This window comes from Tsukamurella sp. USMM236 (assembly GCF_037148755.1).
GTDB lineage: Bacteria > Actinomycetota > Actinomycetes > Mycobacteriales > Mycobacteriaceae > Tsukamurella.
In genome coordinates this window covers 760,009-779,028 of record NZ_JBBCSS010000001.1, presented here as the reverse complement: position 1 = coordinate 779,028, position 19,020 = coordinate 760,009, and the positions used below count along the sequence as shown (strand labels likewise).

Annotated in this window: 19 protein-coding genes and 1 pseudogene; 8 read left to right on the top strand and 12 right to left on the bottom strand. The window is 71.3% G+C overall.

The annotated features are described in order from the left end of the window. Position 1: 1 nt before the first annotated feature. Together WFK95_RS03775 and WFK95_RS03770 are read right to left on the bottom strand one after the other, a co-directional pair. Positions 2 to 400 (bottom strand): GlcG/HbpS family heme-binding protein, encoded by a 399-nt coding sequence (locus WFK95_RS03775; protein ID WP_224646896.1) that lies wholly within the window; start codon positions 398 to 400, stop codon positions 2 to 4. Then, a complete protein-coding gene (locus WFK95_RS03770) occupies positions 393 to 1,169 on the bottom strand; it encodes an SDR family oxidoreductase (RefSeq protein ID WP_336669918.1) in 777 nt (258 codons plus the stop codon). The genes WFK95_RS03775 and WFK95_RS03770 overlap by 8 nt, the downstream gene beginning before the upstream one ends. A gap of 119 nt (positions 1,170 to 1,288) precedes the next feature. On the opposite strand from WFK95_RS03770, the gene WFK95_RS03765 reads away from it, so the two are divergent. From WFK95_RS03765 to WFK95_RS03755, 3 genes are all read left to right on the top strand, one after another. Further along, the gene (locus WFK95_RS03765) at positions 1,289 to 1,864 is read left to right on the top strand and encodes a TetR/AcrR family transcriptional regulator (RefSeq protein WP_224646894.1); all 576 of its coding nucleotides are present in this window, start codon (positions 1,289 to 1,291) and stop codon (positions 1,862 to 1,864) included. Between the two features lie 164 nt (positions 1,865 to 2,028). After that, positions 2,029 to 2,994: an alpha/beta hydrolase family protein gene (locus WFK95_RS03760; RefSeq protein ID WP_336669917.1), complete on the top strand. Its 966-nt coding sequence runs from the start codon at positions 2,029 to 2,031 to the stop codon at positions 2,992 to 2,994. Positions 2,995 to 3,068: 74 nt separating this feature from the next. Further along, on the top strand, positions 3,069 to 3,581 hold the full coding sequence (locus WFK95_RS03755; protein WP_224646892.1) for a hypothetical protein: 513 nt from the start codon (positions 3,069 to 3,071) through the stop codon (positions 3,579 to 3,581). 11 nt (positions 3,582 to 3,592) lie between these two features. On the opposite strand, the gene WFK95_RS03750 is transcribed toward WFK95_RS03755, so the two are convergent. From WFK95_RS03750 to WFK95_RS03740, 3 genes and pseudogenes are all read right to left on the bottom strand, one after another. After that, the gene (locus tag WFK95_RS03750) at positions 3,593 to 4,471 is read right to left on the bottom strand and encodes a PucR family transcriptional regulator (protein WP_336669916.1); all 879 of its coding nucleotides are present in this window, start codon (positions 4,469 to 4,471) and stop codon (positions 3,593 to 3,595) included. A gap of 430 nt (positions 4,472 to 4,901) precedes the next feature. Beyond that, positions 4,902 to 5,285, bottom strand: a pseudogene (locus WFK95_RS24750) (GAF domain-containing protein); the annotation flags it as partial. 218 nt (positions 5,286 to 5,503) lie between these two features. Beyond that, positions 5,504 to 6,817 carry a phytoene desaturase family protein gene (locus tag WFK95_RS03740; RefSeq protein ID WP_336669914.1) on the bottom strand — a complete coding sequence of 438 codons (1,314 nt, stop codon included), beginning with the start codon at positions 6,815 to 6,817 and terminating at the stop codon, positions 5,504 to 5,506. Between the two features lie 38 nt (positions 6,818 to 6,855). Between WFK95_RS03740 and WFK95_RS03735 the strand changes: the two genes are divergently transcribed. Beyond that, on the top strand, positions 6,856 to 8,013 hold the full coding sequence (locus WFK95_RS03735) for a pyridoxal phosphate-dependent aminotransferase (RefSeq protein WP_336669913.1): 1,158 nt from the start codon (positions 6,856 to 6,858) through the stop codon (positions 8,011 to 8,013). Positions 8,014 to 8,026: 13 nt separating this feature from the next. On the opposite strand, the gene WFK95_RS03730 is transcribed toward WFK95_RS03735, so the two are convergent. Next, a complete protein-coding gene (locus WFK95_RS03730) occupies positions 8,027 to 9,013 on the bottom strand; it encodes an LLM class F420-dependent oxidoreductase (RefSeq protein WP_336669912.1) in 987 nt (328 codons plus the stop codon). Between the two features lie 61 nt (positions 9,014 to 9,074). Between WFK95_RS03730 and WFK95_RS03725 the strand changes: the two genes are divergently transcribed. Further along, positions 9,075 to 9,668, top strand: coding sequence for an alpha-ketoglutarate-dependent dioxygenase AlkB (locus WFK95_RS03725; RefSeq protein WP_336669911.1), 594 nt, complete (start codon positions 9,075 to 9,077; stop codon positions 9,666 to 9,668). Between the two features lie 37 nt (positions 9,669 to 9,705). Then, positions 9,706 to 10,431: a GntR family transcriptional regulator gene (locus WFK95_RS03720; protein ID WP_336669910.1), complete on the top strand. Its 726-nt coding sequence runs from the start codon at positions 9,706 to 9,708 to the stop codon at positions 10,429 to 10,431. Between the two features lie 9 nt (positions 10,432 to 10,440). Here the strand turns inward: WFK95_RS03720 and WFK95_RS03715 are convergent, their stop codons facing one another. After that, the gene (locus WFK95_RS03715; protein ID WP_336669909.1) at positions 10,441 to 11,145 is read right to left on the bottom strand and encodes a MerR family transcriptional regulator; all 705 of its coding nucleotides are present in this window, start codon (positions 11,143 to 11,145) and stop codon (positions 10,441 to 10,443) included. 54 nt (positions 11,146 to 11,199) lie between these two features. Here WFK95_RS03715 and WFK95_RS03710 point away from each other — a divergent pair, with 54 nt between their 5' ends. Continuing rightward, positions 11,200 to 12,411: a DUF418 domain-containing protein gene (locus WFK95_RS03710; RefSeq protein WP_336669908.1), complete on the top strand. Its 1,212-nt coding sequence runs from the start codon at positions 11,200 to 11,202 to the stop codon at positions 12,409 to 12,411. Between the two features lie 6 nt (positions 12,412 to 12,417). Here the strand turns inward: WFK95_RS03710 and WFK95_RS03705 are convergent, their stop codons facing one another. From WFK95_RS03705 to murQ, 3 genes are read right to left on the bottom strand one after another with little or no spacing between them, the layout of a single operon-like run. Beyond that, positions 12,418 to 13,461 carry a MupG family TIM beta-alpha barrel fold protein gene (locus WFK95_RS03705; RefSeq protein WP_336669907.1) on the bottom strand — a complete coding sequence of 348 codons (1,044 nt, stop codon included), beginning with the start codon at positions 13,459 to 13,461 and terminating at the stop codon, positions 12,418 to 12,420. A gap of 22 nt (positions 13,462 to 13,483) precedes the next feature. Beyond that, on the bottom strand, positions 13,484 to 14,965 hold the full coding sequence (locus tag WFK95_RS03700; protein ID WP_336669906.1) for a PTS transporter subunit EIIC: 1,482 nt from the start codon (positions 14,963 to 14,965) through the stop codon (positions 13,484 to 13,486). 21 nt (positions 14,966 to 14,986) lie between these two features. After that, positions 14,987 to 15,886: an N-acetylmuramic acid 6-phosphate etherase gene (gene murQ / locus WFK95_RS03695; protein ID WP_336669905.1), complete on the bottom strand. Its 900-nt coding sequence runs from the start codon at positions 15,884 to 15,886 to the stop codon at positions 14,987 to 14,989. 110 nt (positions 15,887 to 15,996) lie between these two features. Here murQ and WFK95_RS03690 point away from each other — a divergent pair, with 110 nt between their 5' ends. Next, positions 15,997 to 16,884, top strand: a complete 888-nt coding sequence (locus tag WFK95_RS03690) for a MurR/RpiR family transcriptional regulator (protein ID WP_336669904.1) — start codon at positions 15,997 to 15,999, stop codon at positions 16,882 to 16,884. Here the strand turns inward: WFK95_RS03690 and WFK95_RS03685 are convergent. Together WFK95_RS03685 and WFK95_RS03680 are read right to left on the bottom strand one after the other, a co-directional pair. Beyond that, positions 16,881 to 17,711: an Abi-alpha family protein gene (locus tag WFK95_RS03685; protein WP_336669903.1), complete on the bottom strand. Its 831-nt coding sequence runs from the start codon at positions 17,709 to 17,711 to the stop codon at positions 16,881 to 16,883. The two genes, WFK95_RS03690 and WFK95_RS03685, sit on opposite strands and share 4 nt — an antisense overlap. Beyond that, positions 17,708 to 18,982, bottom strand: a complete 1,275-nt coding sequence (locus WFK95_RS03680; protein WP_336669902.1) for a DUF445 domain-containing protein — start codon at positions 18,980 to 18,982, stop codon at positions 17,708 to 17,710. The genes WFK95_RS03685 and WFK95_RS03680 overlap by 4 nt, the downstream gene beginning before the upstream one ends. Positions 18,983 to 19,020: the final 38 nt, after the last annotated feature.

Sequence of the window (19,020 nt, the reverse complement as noted above, 5' to 3'; positions counted from 1 at the left end):
CTCAGGCGACCGCGGCCTCCGCGATCGCGGCATCCTGCTCCGGGGCACCGCCGGAGACGCCCAACCCGCCGATCAGCCGGCCGTCGGCGTCGACGATCGGCACGCCACCGCCCACGAGGAGCAGGCCTCCGGCGTGGATGTGGTCGAAGTGCAGCGCCGGTTGCCCGATCTGGATCGGCGCGGCGAGCCCGGCCGTCGGGGCCTCGAACATCACCGAGGTCCTGGCCTTGGCGACGGCGAGCTCGTTGGACGCGAGCCACGCCCCGTCGGTGCGGGCGAAGGCGACCAGGTTCGCGCCCTTGTCGAGCACTGCGAAGACGGCCTTGACGCCCGCCTCCCGGGCGGCGCGATCGGCGCCGGCGATGAGTTCCTGTGCGTGCGCGAGTGTGATGTCAGGCATTCTGCGTCCACTCCCTGTCCTGCCACTGCTTCGCGGCGTCGATGGTCGCGAGCGGCCGCATGGTGCGGTACAGGTGCTCGTCGGCGGGAATGATCTCGACCATGGCGTCGATCATCTCCTGCGGATCGGCCTGGTCGGCGAGGCTGTCGCCGAAATCGGGCATCGGCACGACCGCGCTCTCGGCGTCGTACCACTGCACATAACTCTCGGCCCCGGTGTCGTTGAAGCCGGTACCGAAGACGCCGGGGTTGACGGTCGCCACCTGGACGCCGTGCGGCGCGAGCTCCGCCTTCATCGAGCCGGCGATCGCCTCGATGGCGTGCTTCGTCGCGCAGTAGGCACCGAGGAACGGAACCACGAGGATCCCGCCCATCGAGGAGGTCCACACGACCTTGCCCGACTTCCGCGCGACCATCTTCGGCACGATCGCCTGCACCAGCGCGAGGTGACCGAAGATGTTGATCTCGAACGACTCCCGCACTCGGGCCAGGGGAACGTCGACCATCGATCCGCCCTCCATCACGCCGGCGTTGAGCACCAGCACGTCGGGGTCGTAGGTCGCGGCATGCGCGATGTCGATCTCGTCGGTCAGGTTCAGCTTGATCACCTCCAGCCGCACGCCCGCCTCGGCCGCGGCGGCGCGCAGGCTCCGCACCTGCGGCCAGGTCTCCGCGGCGGCGACCACCTCGTGTCCCTGCCGCGCCAGCTCGAGGGCTGCGCCGGCACCGAAACCCGAACTGGCCCCGGTGATCAGAATCTTCTTCGGCATCGTCTCTCCTTCGTTCCACCCACACGCCGCGGGCATCGTCTCCGAGAGTGCAGCACCGTCCATCGTTTGTCAATAACCAGTTAGTTACGTACGTACCGAGAGGGCGGTACTCTCCTCCTGTGCCACCCGACGCGACGGAGACGAAGCGGCGGATCCTCGACGCAGCGCGCCGGGAGTTCGCCGAGTTCGGGCTGGCCGGGGCACGTATCGACCGCATCGCCGAGCAGGCGTCCGCGAACAAGCGCTCGATCTACGTGCACTTCGGCCCCAAGGAGGACCTGTTCGACCTGATCGTCGTGGACGCCCTCCGCACCATGGCCGACGCGGTCCGGTTCGACGCCGACGACCTGCCCGGTTACGCGGGCCGGCTGTACGACTACCTGCTCGCCGAGCCCTCCACTCTGCGGCTCTCGACGTGGGCGAACCTCGAACGACCGTCGGCCACGGACGACGAGGGCACCACATACCGCGAGAAGGTCGACGCACTGCGGCCGCGCTATGGCGACGGCGCCGTCGACGCGCTCGTACTCACACTGGGTCTGGTCACTGCGTGGCTCGCCGCCTCCCCCGCACTGACCTCCCTCGCCGCTGCCGACGACGCCGCCGTGGGCGCCGCCGAGACGCGCCGAGCGATCGTCGTCGCGGCGACCGCGGCGGCCACGACGGCCGTCCACCGGGCAACGGATTCACCGTAGACGGCCGCGGGTGGTCTGATCCACCACCCGGACCGTTGCGCAGTGTGCGCCTGCGCTACTCACGAAATTTGCACCAGCACAATATGTCTCGCGATGGCGGGTGGGGCTACCGCGGCGGTTAGCATGAAGCGATCCGAGCCGCTCGACACACGAAACGGAGCGTAATGCCGCCCCCTCCACACACTTCGGTCGGTCGTCGACGCTGGGCGGCGGCGATCATCGTCGCCCTGATCCTCGTCGCCGCCGCAGTGGTGGCGCTGCGGGGCCGCACCGCCGGTGACACCGACTCCCCCGTCCCCACCGGCCGCGCCTCCGTGTCGACGCACCAGTATCTCAGCGTTCCCGACGTCGATCCGGAAACGCTGAGCGGCTTCTTGTTCCGTCCGTCGTCCGAGGCTATGAACGGGGCGCGACCCACGATCGTCCTGATCCACGGCGGCGGATGGATCAAAGGCGCGACTGCCGAGTACGTGCGCCCCGCGGCGCAAGCGCTCGCCGCACGTGGTTTCGTGGTGTGGACCCTGAACTACCGCCGCGCGGGCGACGGTGGCGGCTGGCCGGTCACCTTCACCGATCTGGCTGCAGGCGTCGATCATCTGGCCCGCCTCCAGGAGTCGGTACCGGAGATCGACCTGAGCCGCGTCACGGTCGTGGGGCACTCCGCGGGCGGACAGCTCGCGGCGTGGACAGCGGGCCGCGGAACCCTTCCCGACGGCGCTCCCGGAGCACGACCGACGGTCCGGCCCCACGCCGTCGTCTCCCTCGCCGGCGTGCTCGACATGCGGCTCTCCCTCACGAAGAACGACCACGTCCTGCGGGTCATGGGCGGCACTCCCGAACAGTTCCCCGATCGCTACCTGCTGGTCGATCCGCTCGAGCGGATGGATCCGCGAGTCCCGGTCGTGGCGATCACCGGCACCGACGACACAGTCGTGCCACCCCGCGAGGCGGCGGAGTACGTCGAGACCCTCCGCCGGAATGGCGGCAGCACAGCCCTGATCGAGATCCCGCAGACCGGGCACGGGGAGCTCGTCGACGTCCACAACGCGTGGTGGCCCATGATCGCGAGCGCGATCGCCACCGTGGCCGAGCACGGCCCGCGGGCAGTGCCCGCCGGCACGGGCGCCTGATTCCGGCGGGAGTAGGTGGTCATCGAGTCCGTCACCGATCCACAGCACAGATCCGAACCATCGAAGGGAACACCATGGTGCGCAAGCACTCCACCGCGATGATCGCGAGCATCGCTGCACTCGTCCTCGTCAGCGCCGGCTGCTCGAACGATTCGAACCCGGCCTCGACGACGTCCTCCGCGACACCGTCGAGTTCGGCGGCCGCGACGCATCACCAGGCCCCCGCGACAGGACAGCCGGGGAAACCGGTGACGGGCAACGGCGGCAACGCCGGTCCGACGAGAACCGTCACCCAGCCCCCCGGACCGGCGCACACGGTCACCAAGCCCGCCCCGGCCAAGCCGGGGACACCCGACAACGGCGGCACGTACGACGTTCCGTGCACCGGCCCCGATCAGGGCACCGTCTGCACCAACCCGAACCACGGCGCCGGCGACGACCCGAACGAGAACGGCACGGCACCGACGACCACCCCGAAGGTCCGCGACGACGATCCGGGCGGAAAGCCCTGCACCACGGGCATGGGTGTGGCCGGGACCTACGTCTACTCCGACGACACCAACAGTTGGGTCTGTCAGATCGGCTGACTCCCGGGCGCTCAGCGGCCCCCGTCGGCGCCGCCACGGGCGAGGCCGTGGAGGTTCAGGGCGATCCGGATCGCGAGCGAATCCGGATCGCCCTGCCACCTCGGCCCGAGCAGGTCGGTGACGCGCCGGAGTCGCTTGATGATGGTGTTGGGGTGAAGATCCAGCGCCCGCGCCGTCGCCGCTGTGTTCATGTTCTCGGCGAAGAAGACGCTCATCGTTCGAACCAGCTCCGACGATCCCTGGCAGTCGAACTCGACGACCGGTCCGATGGTGTCGTCGAGGAAGCGCACCACCGAATCGACTGTCACGGATCGCAGGAGTGGTAGGTGCGAGGGGAACTCATCGACGTCGAAGGCACCGCTCGTCCGGCCGAGTGACTGCAGCAGCCCGAGTGCGGCGTCTGCCGTGCGGTACGCGTCTGCGAGCCCACCGGCGAGGGGATCGCGCACGATCGAGGCACAGACCAGCAGCGCGATGCCCGTCCGGCGCCGCGCGGTGCCCATCACCTCTTCGGCGGCCCGCTTCGTCTCCTCGCCGGCGGTGATCGTCACCAGCCGGTCGTCGACCACCAGGACGGGGTCGCTCGGCGGACGGCCGGCGCGCAGCGCGCCCGCGACCCGCTCCGGGTCACTCCGGGGTGGCAGTGCCGCGACCGTGACCACCTGGTCGGCCGAGAGGTCGAACCCCATCCGCGCGAAACGCACCCGCGCGTCGTCGTTCAGCGGCCCATCTGCGGTCAGGAGGCCGCGGAGCTGGAAGGCGTCGACGCCCTCGGCGAGGGCATCGACGCGCGCCGGCGGGCGCACGGCGACGAGCGCGAACAGGGTCACCAGCCGGTGGATCGCACGGACGTCCGCCTCGTCGGCAGGGCGATCGAAGAGGGCGAGCACCGCCCCCAGGTACCGGCCCCCCGCGACGGCGGGAACGAAGAGCGAAGCCGTCGCCGTGCTCGACGATGCGGTGCTCCTCAGTCCTGCGTACGTCGGCGATGCCGTCCAGGATCCACCGGTCCCGGAGGGGATCCAGATCCGACCCCTCCGGGGCTGCCGCGACCGCCCGGTCGCCGACGTCCACGCCGAGCGCGGCCACGACGCCGTCGCAGGTCCCGACGATCGCGTCGACCACCTCTGTCCGGCCGGCGCCGTCGAGGATCCGCGTGAGCAGGTGGTCGTGCGCAGCGACGGCGCGCGCCAGCCGGTTCCGGGCGGCCGCGACACCGGACAGCGCCGCCTCCAGTTCCGCGTGGGACACGGCGCGCCGGATCACCGGTGCAGTGGCGTGGGCGATCTCCGCCAGTCTGGTCATGTCGCCCTCGTCGAACATGTCCCTCGCGCGGCCGTTGGTGAACACCGCACCGATCGCCCTTCCCCCGGCCACGAGTGGGGCGCACATCGCGGAAACGACGCCGTCCGCCCGGCACGCGCCGTCGAGGAGCTCGTCGTGCTCGAAGGACCGGTCCGCGGCGTAGTCGCCGGTGCGGACCGGAAGGAACTGTTCCGCCGCTCGTCCCCAGAGGCCGTGCCCGTGCGGCGCGCGGCCGTACCGGAACTCCGGCGAGATCAGCCCCGTCGACGCCGCGATCGCGAGGTCGCCCGTCTCCACCGAGGCCAGCGCGACGAAGACGATCTCCGCTCGCGGGACCGCGCGGGCCGCGGCCTTGACGAGGGCACGGCATGCGTCGTCGACGCCTTCGGCGGCGCTCACCTCGCGGACGGCGTCGACGAGCGCCCCCAGCGTCGCGATGCGTCGCGCGCCGCTGTCCACCTGCCGTGTCACCACTCATCCCCCCGCTCACTCCGCGTCCGTCCCGGAGCGTAGGACGGAAGTCGCATCAGGGCATCGTCCGATTCCACCACCACGACGGGGATCCGGTGGCAGTATTCACCACTTGTTGTGCGACGGGGCTACTCTGCGGGCGCGCGTCACCGCCCCAGCGAGCGCAGCGCCGACGCCGCGGCGTGCCACCCGACCATGCCGTGCACACCCGGAGCGCCTGCGGCGGAGGAGCACAGATAGACGCGGTCGGTGAGGCGGTACGGGTCCACCAGCTTCGGCCGCCGCACCAACTGCGCGGGCACGGCGGCGCCGGCGGCGATGTCGCCTCCGACGAGGTTGGCGTTCACCGCCTGCAGCCCCGCGGGGCCGACGGACCGCGTCTCGATGATCCGCTCCCGCACCCCGGGCGCGTGCCGCTCCACCTCGGCCACGATCGATTCGGTGAGATCGCCGGGGAAACCGTTGGGGCAGTGGGCGTACATGGACACCGGCGCCAGCGAACCGGCGCAACGCGACGGGTCCGCCAGATACTGCTGCGATAGGATGATCACGGGCCGCTCGGGCATCCGCCCGCGATTCACCATGAGCTCCTTGCGCGCGATCTCCCGCGCCGTGCCGCCCAGGTGGACGAACGCGGACCGTCGGAGTTCCTCATGCGCCCAGGGGATCCCGCCGTCGACCACGAGGTCCACCTTGAACGCGGCGGGCCCGAACCGCCACTGCCGGGCGCGGCGCTGCAGCCACGCGGGGGCGCGATCGCCGAGCAGGTCCCGCGCCGCGGGCAGGCCAGTATCGAGCACCACGAGGTCGGCGTCCGGGAGCGTCGTCACGCGCTCCCCCGTGCGGATCCGCCCACCGTGCGACCCGACGACCGCGGCGAGGGCGTCCGAGATCCGCTGGGAGCCGCCGATCGGCACGGGCCAGGGCCGCACACCGGAGAGCAGGTACCCGATCGACGACGTCATCGGCAGGTGCTGTGGGGAGATGGAATGCGCTGCGACGCCGGCGAAGACGGCGCCACCGGTCCGCCCGAGCGCAGCGGCGGTGACCGATGCCGGGAGCGCGAACCGCGGGCCCCACCGCGTCGCGACCACCGGGTGCCGCGGCACGTCCGTCATGGGGCCGAAGAACGCCGGCATCACCTCGGGTCCGCAGTCCGGCACGTCCGCCAGGGTCCCGATCGCGTCCGCGGGGGCCGGCGAGAGCGGGTGCCCCACGTCGATCGGCGCGGTCCCCCAGTCGATGTCGACGCCGACGTCCCGCAGCGCGGGCGAGGCGTACGCGAGGGGGTGCCCCGTCGAGAACCGGTCCACGACGGTGCCGCGCAGCGTGTCCGAGCGGCAGGCGCCGCCGAGGGTGGTCTCGGCCTCGAGCACCGTCACGTCGAGGCCCGCGCGGGCCAGCGACGCGGCGGCGGTGAGCCCGTTGGGGCCGGATCCGACGACGACGGCGGAGGTCATACCCCCACCGTAGCCGCGCGGGCCACTAGGCTGCGGGGATGCGCACCGTCCGACGCCTTCAGCCCTTCACGTCGACGATCTTCGCGGAGATCTCGGCCCTCGCCGTGGCGCACGACGCCGTCAACCTGGGGCAGGGCTTCCCGGACACCGACGGACCCGCCGGCATGCTGCTGGCCGCCAAGGCCGCCATCGACGGCGGCCTCAACCAGTACCCGCCCGGCGACGGCCTGCCCTCCCTCCGCCGGGCGGTAGCGGACCAGGTCGAGCGGGACTACGGCCTGCGCTACGACCCCGACGGCGAGGTACTGGTCACCGTCGGCGCCTCCGAGGGGATCGCGGCCGCGGTGCTGGGCCTCGTCGAGCCCGGCCGTGAGGTGATCCTCATCGAGCCCTTCTACGACTCCTACGCCGCGACCGTGGCGATGGCGGGGGCGCAGCGGGTCGTCGTGCCGCTCGTCGAAGACGGCGGACGGTACGCCCTCGACCCCGACCTGCTGCGCGCCGCGGTCACGGAGCGGACCGCGGCGATCATCGTGAACTCGCCCCACAACCCCACCGGCACGGTGCTCTCCGACGCCGATCTGCAGCTCATCGCCGACGTGTGCGTCGAGCGGGACCTGCACTGCTTCACCGACGAGGTCTACGAGTACCTGCTCTTCGACGGCCGCGCGCATCGGCCGCTCGCCGCCTTCGACGGCATGCGGGAGCGCACGGTCCGGATCTCCGGCGCCGCCAAGGCCTTCAACGTGACGGGCTGGAAGGTCGGCTGGATCACCGCGCCGCGCGAGCTGGCCGACGCCTGCCGCGCCGCGAAGCAGTGGCTCACCTTCACGGGCGCCGCGCCGCTGCAGCACGCGGTGGCGCACGCGCTGGAGCACGAGTCGTCGTGGCTCGAGAAGCTCGCACCTGACCTGCAGGCCAAGCGGGACCTGCTCACCGACGCCCTGGTGGAGACGGGGTTCACCGTGCACCCGTCGGAGGGCACCTACTTCGTCGTCGCCGACGCCCGGGGTCTGGGCTTCGACGACGCCGGCGCCCTCTGCCGGGAGATGCCCGCCCGGATCGGCGTGGCCGCGGTGCCCGTCAGCGCCCTCGCCGACGATCAGGCGCGGTGGGGGCACCTCCTGCGCTTCGCCTTCAGCAAGGAGGAGTCGGTACTGGTCGAGGGTGCACGGAGGCTCGCCGGATTGCGATGACTCCGCGGCGGGCTCAGGAGAACGCCGGGATCACCTCGCGCTCGAAGAGCTCGAGTCCCGAGGTGTCGTAGGCGATCTCGGGGAAGTAGCACACGGCGTAGGTCATGCCCTCGGCCTCGAGTCGCTTGAGGTTGGCGACGATGTCGCCCGGCGTGCCCACGCCCGGCATGCCGAGGTAGGCGCCCATCTCGGCGTCGACCCCTGCCTCCGGCACGTGCTCGAGCAGCCGGTTGCGGGTCTCGTCGAGGCGGGTCTGCACGTCGCGGGCGGCCTCGCCGATCACGATGTTGTAATTGGCGGAGCGGGTGATGGCGTCGAAATCGGTGCCCACGTCGGCGCAGTGCTTCCGGAGCACCTCCGACTTGTGGGCGAAGCCCTCGAAGGTGCCGTCGAAGTTGGTGTACTGCGCGTACTTCGCCGCGATCCGCAGGGTCTTCTTCTCGCCGCCGCCCGCGACCCACAGCGGGATGCCGCCGTCCTGTAACGGCCGCGGCTCGCAGATGGCCCCGTCCACCTGGTAGTACTTCCCGTCGAGCGTGGCCGAGCCCTCGGTCCACGCCTGCTGGAGGATCTGCACGCCCTCGTCGAGGCGGCCCAGCCGCTCCCCGGCCGACGGGAAGCCGTAGCCGTAGGCCCGCCACTCGTGCTCGTACCAACCGCCGCCGATGCCCATCTGCGTGCGGCCGCCGGAGATCAGGTCGACGGTGGCCGCGACCTTGGCCAGGTAGGCCGGGTTGCGGTAGCCCATGGCGGTGCACATCTGGCCCAGCTTCACCCGGCTCGTGGTCGCGGCGAGGGCGGACATCAGCGTCCACGCCTCGTGCGTGGCCTCGCGACTCGGGACCGGGGTGGTGTGGAAGTGGTCGTACACCCACACCGAGTCCCAGGGGCCGGCGTCGGCCCGCTGGGCGAGGCCGTTCATGACGGACCAGTGGTCCGCCGGATCGATGCCGACGAGGTCGAAGCGCCAGCCTTGCGGGAGGAAGAGTCCGAATCGCACGCCTCCAACCCTACGGAGACCGCGCCGAACTTGTCAGTCGGTCCTCGTATCGTCGCGGGCGATGCAGGATTCGCTGTTCGACGATGCCGCACCGCTGGCCCCGCACCGCCGGGAGCTGTCCAACGGTGCGTGGCTCGAGGTGCGCGCGGGCTGGCAGGCGGAGCCCGACGAGCTGTTCGCCGCGCTGGCGCGCGACGTGCCGTGGGTCGAGGAGCGCCGCCGCATGTACGAACGCACGCTGCCCGTGCCGCGGCTGCTGCGCTACTACGGCGACGGCGCCGCCCTCCCGCACCCCGCGCTGGGCGCGGCGATGGCCGAGCTCACGGAGCTGTACTGGCCGGACCTGCACGAGCCGTTCACCTCCGTGGGGCTGTGCCTCTACCGCGACGGCGCGGACTCGGTGGCCTGGCACGGCGACACCATCGGCCGCGGCGGCACGCACGACACGATCGTGGCCATCGTGTCCCTCGGCGCCGCCCGCCCGTTCCTCATGCGGCCGCGCGGCGGTGGCGCCTCCACGAAGCTCACGGTGGGCCACGGCGATCTGCTCGCGATGGGCGGCTCCGCGCAACGCACCTGGGAGCACGCGGTGCCGAAGGTGCCGCACGCCGGTCCGCGGATCAGCGTGCAGTTCCGCGCCTCCGGGGTCCGATAGCCCCACTGGTCATGACCTGGTGTGACAAGATGGGTCGATGATCGCGGACGGCCCGATTCCGAAACACGAGCAGCTGCGGGCGCTCCTCGAACAGCGCTGTACGGACGGGCTCGAGCCCGGTTCTGCGCTCCCCAGTGAGCGGCAGCTCTGCGAGGAGTACGGCGTCTCCCGCATCACGGTGCGCGAGGCCCTGCGCCAGCTCGTCGCCGAGGGCACGCTCGTACGGATCCGCGGCAAGGGCACCTTCGTCGCCGACCGGCCCGCCCGCTCACGGCTGCACCTCGCCTCGTTCCACGAGGACATGCGGCGCCTGGGCCGCAACCCGTCGACCGTGGTCCTGCAGACGGAGCTGCGGGTACCGCCACCGTCGACCACCTCGGCCCTGCAGATCCGGGCGGCCGACAAGGCGTACCACGTGAAACGGCTGCGGCTCGCCGACGGCGTGCCGATCTCCGTCGACGACGCCTGGTACCCGCAGGCGATCGCGCCCGGCCTGGACGCGCACGACCTCACGCAGTCGATCTACACCCTGCTCCGCACCGAGTACGGCCAGGCCATCGACCGGGCCGAGCAGTCCATCGGCGCCATCTCCTCCGACGGCGAGCTGGCCCGCGTGCTCGGCATCGCCCCCGGCACGCCGATTCTCGCCTTCGACCGCGTCGCCTTCGCAGCAGGCACGCGCGTCGAACACAGCTACTCCTGGTACCGCTCCGACCGCTACCAGGTGCAGATGACGGTCACGGAGACCGCCGACGCGCCGTAGCCGCGCGGGTCACTCGTCCAGCAGCGCCGCGGCGCGGGCCAGGGCGCGCATCTGCGCCGGGTTGTACAGCTCGAGGAACGCGGCGCCCAGGGCGCGCTCCGCGGCGTCCCGCCCGCGGACCGACGCCGCATTCGGGTCGGCCATCCACGGGAAGCGCGCGTGCTGCTCGCGGATCGTCGCCGCGAGCCGGCCGGCCACGTCCTCGATCGCCGCCTCGTCGGCGTCGGGCGGCAGCGCGTCGAAGAGCTCGTCGGCGTCGGACGACTCCGCCATGAGCGCGCCGAGGTCGCCGAGGGCGGCGTCGTCGAAGACACCGCCGAGCACCGTCGCGAGGGCGCGGTCGCGATCGGAGAAGGACTCGGCCACGGCGTGGAAGGCCGCGGGGGTGTCGAGCGGGGCGTTGTGCTCCAGGGCCGTCGCGAGCTCCGCCCGGGTGCGCTGCAGCCGCGCGATCCGCTCCGCGAGTTCGCCGTCCAGCGCACGGATCGCGGTCGGCAGGTCCTCCGCGGCGTCGGTGTGCATCGCGGCGAGCGGGACGCCCAGCTCCTTGAGGCGGGTGATCCGCAGCAGCCGGACGAGGTGCGCGACGCCGTACTGCTTGTAGCCGTTGGACCGGCGTTCGGGCTCGTCGAGCAGGCCTATCTCGTGGTAGTGGCGGACCGCCTTGACCGTGGTCCCGGCCAGTTCGGCCAGCTCACGCGTGCTCCAGGGCATGCGCTCGAGCGTACGGCTTGACCGTGCCCTTGGGGCAACGTTTACGGTCGCATCATGACCACGTCCCCGGGCACCGACTCCCCCTCGCCCGTCGCCGCTCCCACCTCCGTCACCGGCCGCCGGAGCATCGCTCCCGACCTCGCACGCGGCGTCATGCTGGTCCTCATCGCCGTCGCGAACGTGCCGTACTTCCTGTGGGGCCGGCCGACGGGCACCGGTGCGCACAGCGCCGACGGTTCAGTCGCCGATCGCGTCGTACAGACCGTCGCGATCACCGGCATCGACAGCCGCGTGTACCCGATGTTCGCCTTCCTCTTCGGCTACGGCATCGTCCAGCTGTACACCCGCCAGCTCGCGGCGGGCACGGAGCAGCGCGTCGCCCGCCGGATCCTGCGGCGGCGGCACTGGTGGATGCTGGCGTTCGGCTTCGTCCACGCCGCGCTGCTCTGGTACGGCGACATCCTCGGCGCCTACGCGATCACCGGCCTCGTCCTCGTGTGGCTGTTCCTCCGGCGATCGGACCGGGCCCTCGCGATCTGGGCGTCCGTCCTGGTCCTGCTCTCCGGCGCATTCTCCGTTCTCACAGTGGTAGCTGCGGCATCGGTGGATTCGGGCGGCACGGCGGCCGCGACCACCGACGCGAACGCGATCCCGGAGTACGGAGCTGCGATGGCCGAGCGCGTCACGACGTGGGCCGAGATCATGATCCCGACGGTGGTGTTCGGATTCATCGTGCCCGCCGCGGTCCTGCTCGGCATGCTGGCCGCCCGGCACCGCGTCCTCGACGCCCCCGCCGCGCATGCCGCCCTCCTCCGGCCGTGCGCCGTGGTGGGCCTCGCGATCGGCTGGGGCACGGGACTCCTCCTCGCCCTGCAGAACCTGGACGCCCTTCCGTTCGGCCCGACGGCGGACTGGGTCCTGCTGGCCCTGCACACGCTGGGCGGGCTGTTCGGCGGGCTCGGGTACGTGGCAGTGTTCGGCCTGCTCGCGATCCGCCTGGAACGGGGCGGCGCCGGGGCGTTCGCGACCGCGGTGCAGGCGCTGGGCAAGCGGTCGATGAGCGGCTACCTCGCGCAGTCGGTCGTCTTCTCGCCACTCCTCGCGGCGTGGGGGCTGGGCCTCGGCCAGTACCTGTCCAGTTGGTCGGCGACGCTGCTGGCGGTCGCCGTCTGGGCCGCGACCGTCATGATCGCCGTGCGGCTCGAACGCGCGGGCAGGCGCGGCCCCGCCGAGACCCTGCTCCGGCGCCTGGCGTACCCGCGGTAGGCGCAATCACTCCTCCGCGGGCGCGACGACGAAGCGGACGGTCTGCCCGGGCCGCAGCAGGTCGACGAGATCGACGTAGGGCCCGGCGATCTCGGCGACCCGCACCTGCGCGGCGGTCAGCGGACGGTCCTCGCGCATCAGGTGCACCTCGCCGTGGTACCGCCCCATGGACGCGACGTCCACCTGAAGACTGCCGCGTGATCGCCGCGTCCCGTTGACCGCGTCCGGCGGGACGGGGCCGCCGCGCGTGCCCTCGATGCGATGCGATGCCGCGGTCCCCTCCGGCCGGAGACGCAGCGGACCGTCGAGCAGGTGCCGCATCGCCCCGGGGACCGAAGCGAGCGGCACCACGATCTCGCCGTGCCGCTCACGGCGTTCGATCCACTCCTCGTGCTGCGGCAGCACCGTCCCCTCGGCGCAGGCCACCCCGGTGTCCGGGCAGGCCGCGAGCACCCGCGCGTGGTTGACGTAGGCGTTGGCGTGCCGGTGCGATTCGAGCGTCGGCAGCCCCAGGTGCAGCGGCGCCCGGAACTCGCGCTCCCCCGGGATGAACGTCACCACGTCGTGACCCCGCCCGCGCAGCAGCGCGTTCTGGCCGGCGAAGAAGTCCTCGGCGAGGCCGGTCTCCGGACGCGGGTAGTAGTTGTGCCAGCCCACCGGGTCGAGGCCGGCGAGCTCATCCAATTCCTCCGGCGTCACCGTGCTGGCGTTGACGGCGATCCGGAAGGGCCCGGCGGCCGCGATGGCGCGCACCTCGTCCGGGGAGAAGCCGAAGTCGATGCGGACCGTCGTGACGCCCCAGGCCCGGAGCATCCCCAGCCCCGCGAGATCCACCCCGAGCAGAGCGAGGGCCTTCGGCGAGACGTCGGCGCAGAACTCGATGCCGAGCTCGCGGTGCAAGCCCGCGAGCTCCGCGCCGAACGCCCGCAAGCCCGAGCTCTCGGGGATGTGCAGAGAGGTGAACACGAGCCCCCGGCCGGCGCGGGCGGCGGCCACGGCCACGCTCCGGCGCAGCGCGGGATCGTCCGTGGGATAGAGCGAGTGCAACATGATCGTCCCTCCGGTGCGCGGCTCAGGCCAGGCGCGATTCCATCGACTCCTTGAAGCCGAACAGGTAGGTGAGCACGAAGCCGGCCAGCGCTCCGACGGCGATGCCCCCGAGGTACCAGAGCCACCCGCCCGCCGAGATCACGCCCGTCATCAGAACCCCCGACAGCCCGATGGTCTGGGCACCGAATCCGCCGCTGACCTCCATCCCCCAGGCCACGAAGGCACCACCGAAACCGGCACCGAGACAGGCCGTGATGAAGGGATAGAACAGCGGGAGCGAGACGCCGTAGATGAGCGGCTCGCCGATGCCGACCAGGCCGAGCGGCAACGCGCCCTTGATGATCCGCTTGAGCTTCGGGTTTCGGGTCTTGAGCCAGATCGCGATGGCCGCGCCGTCCTGCCCCGCGCCGGCCATGGCCAGGATGGGCAGCAGCGGCGTGTAGCCGAGGTCCGCGATCAGCTGCACGTGCACCGGCGTCAGCCCGTGGTGCAAGCCGAGCATCACCAGCGGCAGGAACAGCGCCGACATCAGGAAGCCGCCGAAGACGCCGCCCTGCTCGAGCGCGAAGTCGACGAGGAACCAGGTGACCCCGCGCATCACGAGCGCCGCGATCGGCATGATCACGAACAGGCTCACCACCGCGCCCACCAGCACGGTGAACACGGGCACCACGAACAGGTCCAGGCTCGCGGGAACGCGTGCGCGCAGCCGCTTCTCGATCGCCGCGAACAGCCACGCCGTGGCCATCACGCCGATCACGCCGCCGAGGCCGGGGCTCAGCTGGCCGACCACGGGGATCGTCAGCGGGACCGCTTCGGCGCCGGTCTTGGGGTTCGCCGCGATGCCCGCGAGCGCGGGCAGGTAGGGCAGGCCGCCGGCGACGAAGCCGAGCACCGGCGAGCCCCCGAACTCCTTGGCCGTGTTCAGGCCGACGATCAGGTTCAGGCTGCCGATGAGGAGCGTTCCCATGGCCGCGAACACCAGGAACCACGGATTGCCCGTCACCGAGGGGTCGATCAGCTTCCAGATGTTGGCGATCGCCGCGATGATGCCGCAGGCGATGAAGCCCGGGAAGAGCGGGATGAAGATGTTGCCGACGTGCTTGAGCGCGACCTGCAGGCGGCTCGTCTGCCGTGCCTTCACCTTCGCCTGCGTGCGGGTCGCCAGGGAGTCCAGCTCGGCCTCGCGCACGTCGTCGGCCACCTTGTCGAGCGCCACGACGACGTCGGACTCCGAACCGGACTCCGCGGCCCGAGCCGCGGCGAGCACGTCCCCGAAGCACTCCCGCAGGCGTTCGGCGTGGCCCGGGCCCACGACGATCTGCAGCTGGGGGCCGTCGACGACGCCCTGCACGCCGTCGAGGGCGCGGATGCCGGCGACGTCGACGGCCGCCTGGTCCTCGACGTTGATCCGCAGGCGCGTCATGCAATTGGTGTGCGAGGCGACATTGCCGGTTCCGCCGACGAGCCGCAGAACCTTCTCGCCGAGTTCGGTGTAGTCCATCAGAGCAGTCCTCCCTACGGATCAGGATTCGGTGGAGCGGATGGCGACGCGGACGAGGCCGTCCGCGTCGGCGAGGCGCCGGCGGGCGGTCGGGGCGTCGACGTCGGCGAGGATCATCACGATCGCGGTCTTGGCGTGTCCGTCAGCCGCGGCGGAGGCCGCGCGGGCGGCGGCCTCGTCGGCGCCCGTGGCCTCGCGGATGATGCGGACCACGCGGCCCGCCAGCTTGACGTTGCTGGGCGCCACGTCGACCATCAGGTTCGAATAGGCCTTGCCCGTCCGCACCATCGCGGCCGTCGAGATCATGTTGAGGATCAGCTTCTGGCTGGTACCGGCCTTGAGGCGGGTGGAGCCGGTGAGCACCTCGGGGCCGTTGTCGACCTCGATGGCGACCTGCGCGTGCGCGGAGATCGCGGCACCGGGGTTGCAGGAGAGGGCCACCGTCGACGCCCCGACCGCCCGCGCGTGGTCCAGGCCCCCGATGACGTACGGCGTTCGGCCGGACGCCGCGATGCCGATCACGACGTCGGCGGGAGTCACGCCGAGCGCGACGAGATCGTCCCGGCCGCGTTCGGCGGAGTCCTCGGCGCCCTCCTCGGACCGGAACATCGCCGCGTCGCCGCCGGCGAGGACCCCGACGACCACGCCCGGCGGGACGCCGAACGTCGGGGGGCACTCCGCCGCGTCGAGCACGCCGAGCCGGCCGCTGGTGCCGGCGCCCTGGTAGATGAGCCTGCCGCCGGACCGCAGCGCCGTCACCGCGAGCTCGACGGCGCGCTCGACCTCCGGGAGGACGCGGCGCACCGCGTCGGGGACGAGCCGGTCCTCGTCGTTCATGGCCGTGAGCAGCTGTTCGACCGTGAACTCGTCGAGCTCCATGGTCCGGCTGTTCCGGCTCTCCGTCGTGGCGATCTCGTGCACGGCATCCCTTCCGCTCCGGCGATGACGAAAGATTACACACGAACGAGCTCATGCGAAGATAATTTTCAGAACTGCTGTGGAATACTCGCCGAGACGCTGGAGGGGGAGCTGTGGACGGCACCATCGACCGCATACGATCCGTCGTTCCGACCTTGCGCCCGGCAGAGGCCAAGGTCGCCGCGACGGTGATCGGCGACCCCGAGCGCGCGGTCGCCGCGACGATCACCGAGCTGGCGGCGGCCGCCGGCGCATCGCAGGCCAGCGTCGTCCGGTTCGCCCGCGCGCTGGGGTTCGGCGGCTACCCCGATCTGCGGATCGCCCTGGCGCAGGAGCTGTCCCGCCGCCAAGTCGAACTCGAACGGTCCGACATCGCCGAGGGCGCCATCAACGACGCGGACGACCTCGCCACCGTCGTCGCCAAGATCGCCTTCCACGAAGCCCGCTCCCTCGAGCAGACCGCCCGCCTGATCGACCACGACGCCCTCGAGACCGTGGCACAGGCGATCGCCGAGCACGGACGGTGCCACGCCTTCGGCGTCGGGGCCAGCGGCCTCGCGGCGCTCGACCTCTCCCAGAAGCTGCAGCGCATCGGCCTGTCCTGCCAGTACTCGCCGGACACGCACATGCAGCTCGTCCACGCGGCGCTCGCGACTCCGGACTCCGTCGCCGTCGCCGTCTCGTTCAGCGGGACCACCGTCGAGGTGCACCGCGCCCTGCAGCTCGCGACCCAGCGCGGAGCCCTCGGCGTCGCCGTGACCAACGCCCCCGAGTCCCCCCTGGGGCGGGCGGCCGACCGCCTCCTGCTCACCGTCGCGCAGGAGTCACCGCTGCGGGCGGCGGCCCTCGCCAGCCGTCTCACACAGCTCGCCGTGGTCGACTTCCTGTTCGTCCGCGTCGCCCAACTGCGCTACGGCGACCTCGAATCGGCTCTCGCGATCACCCGGGAGGCCGTCCATCCCCAGCACCTGCCGCCGACGAGCGGAGCCCGCGCGACCTAGTCCGCGAAGCCGGACGACGGGGAGAAGCAGGTGGTGTAGAAGGCGCGGCCGAAGGGCGTGATCTCGATCCGGCGGCGAACGGTCTTCGCATACCGGCCCGCGCTGCTCAGCGCGTCGAGCAGCTGGGGCTGCACCTGCAGCAACTCGTAGCGCCGCACGTCGACCTGCTCCTTGGAGAACCAGATCAGGCCCAGGCGGTGCAGGTTGCCGAGGTACTCGGCGATCCGGTCGGGGTTCCGGCAGCCGGCGACCTCGGGGATCATCGACACGCCGGCGGCCACCGTCTCGGCGCCCACGCCGAACGGGCGGTTCGTGCGCACGTCGATGGCGGGCTGCGCACCGTCGTTGAAGAGCAGCCGCAGGATGCGAGCCTCGTCCGGGCACAGCTCCTGCAGAATGTGCTCGTAGGCGGGGTGGGGCGTCTGCGCGCCGGCGGGCTCGGCGGACTGCGCGAGGAGCCGATCGCCCGTGCGGCGGAGCTCGTCGGGAGTGGCGACGGGCTCAGGGGCCTGCTCGAGCAGCTCGTCCACGACCTCCCCGTGCACGACGATGCGCGGCGCGACCTCGGTGGTCAGCGCGACGTCCACGAGGTGACCCGCCTCGCTCACGAACTGCTGCGTGAGGCGCTGCGCCGAGCCGCCGAGCTCCCGGGTCACGCTGAAGGCGGAGTTCGAGACGCGCCCCAGCCGGCCGAGGAGCCCGCCGGACTCCTGCTTCTCCGCCGCGGCGACCTCGCCGCCGTCGCGGACCGCGAGCTCGCGGTTCTCGTCGACGACCTCGTCGTCGGAGGCCGCGGAGGAACGGGACTTCTCACTCACGTCTGTCACACCCCGAATATCGCTAGATGGAGGAACCCGGCGAACGAGCCGAGCACCGCGCCGTGCAGGAACAGCAGCCACTCATCCTGCTTGATCGCCGATCGGAGCAGCTCGCTGAGGTCCTCCGGGCTGAGCTTGCTCATCCGCTCGATCACGAATTCGCGCACCTTCGACTGCTGCTCGGCGACGAACTTCGGCTCGCTGACCGTCGCCTCGGCGACCTTGAGCGCCTCCGCGCCGACCAGCTGCGGCACCCGGTCGTAGGCCTCGGAGCCCACCGACAGCTTGACGAAGCCGCGGGCCCACCCGGCCGCGTTGTCGATCGAATCGCGCAGCACCGACTCGACGGTGGCGCGCGTGCGGTCGGACCGCGGGCCGTGCAGCAGCTCGTCGCAGATGTTCTCGATCGTGATGACCTTGTCCGCCATGACGATGGCGTACTGTTCGCCGATCTCCTTCTTCCGCTTGAGGAACAGGCCCTGCTTCCACGGCACCCACCAGGTGGGGTGGATCGGCTCGAAGATCATCAGGATGCCGATGTAGTTCACCACGTAGCCGATCACGATCCCGCCCAGCGGGAGCAGCCACCAATACGGGAAGAAGTGCAGCAGCGCCACGAGCAGGAAGCCCATGGGGAAGCCGAAGTAGAAGCCGAAGTTCTGCATGAACTTCAGCTCCTTGCGGCCCATGTTGTAGAAGATGTCCTTCAGTACCGAGGGATTGTTCGTGAGGTACCGGATCACCAGCAGCTTGGCGTCGATGTAGTCGTCGATGTTCTCGCCGATGGTCGACGTGATCTTCCGGACGTCCTTGGGCAGCGAGGCGGACACGCGGCGGAAGACCAGCAGCTTGACGTCCTCGGGGAGCGAGTACCACAGGCGCGGGTTCTCGCGCTGCATCACGGATTCCACGATCGACGGGATCATCGGCAGCGACGCCCGAGTGAGCACCTCGGAGACGTGTTCCGGATCCATCACCTCGTAGAACTCGGCGATGCTGCCCACCTTGTTGAGCGACTTGTCGACGGCGATGCTCGCCATCTTCTCCGCCCGCGAGGGCACGATCCCCTGCCAGCCGACGCGGCCGTCGGGCATGATCGCGGGGATCACCTGGACCCGGCGCGGCAGCAGCGGATACAGGGTCGCCATCCCGGGCACCTTGACGCCGTAGAACTTCTTCGGCTCGAACAGCATGAGGATGCCGGTCCAGTTGGTGATGTAGCCGATGATGCCGGTGAATAGCGGAACGGTGATGAGGTGCTGGATCAGGTTCGCATCCATCGCACGCCTCCCTCAGCGAGGCGTCCCGTCGAGCTCAC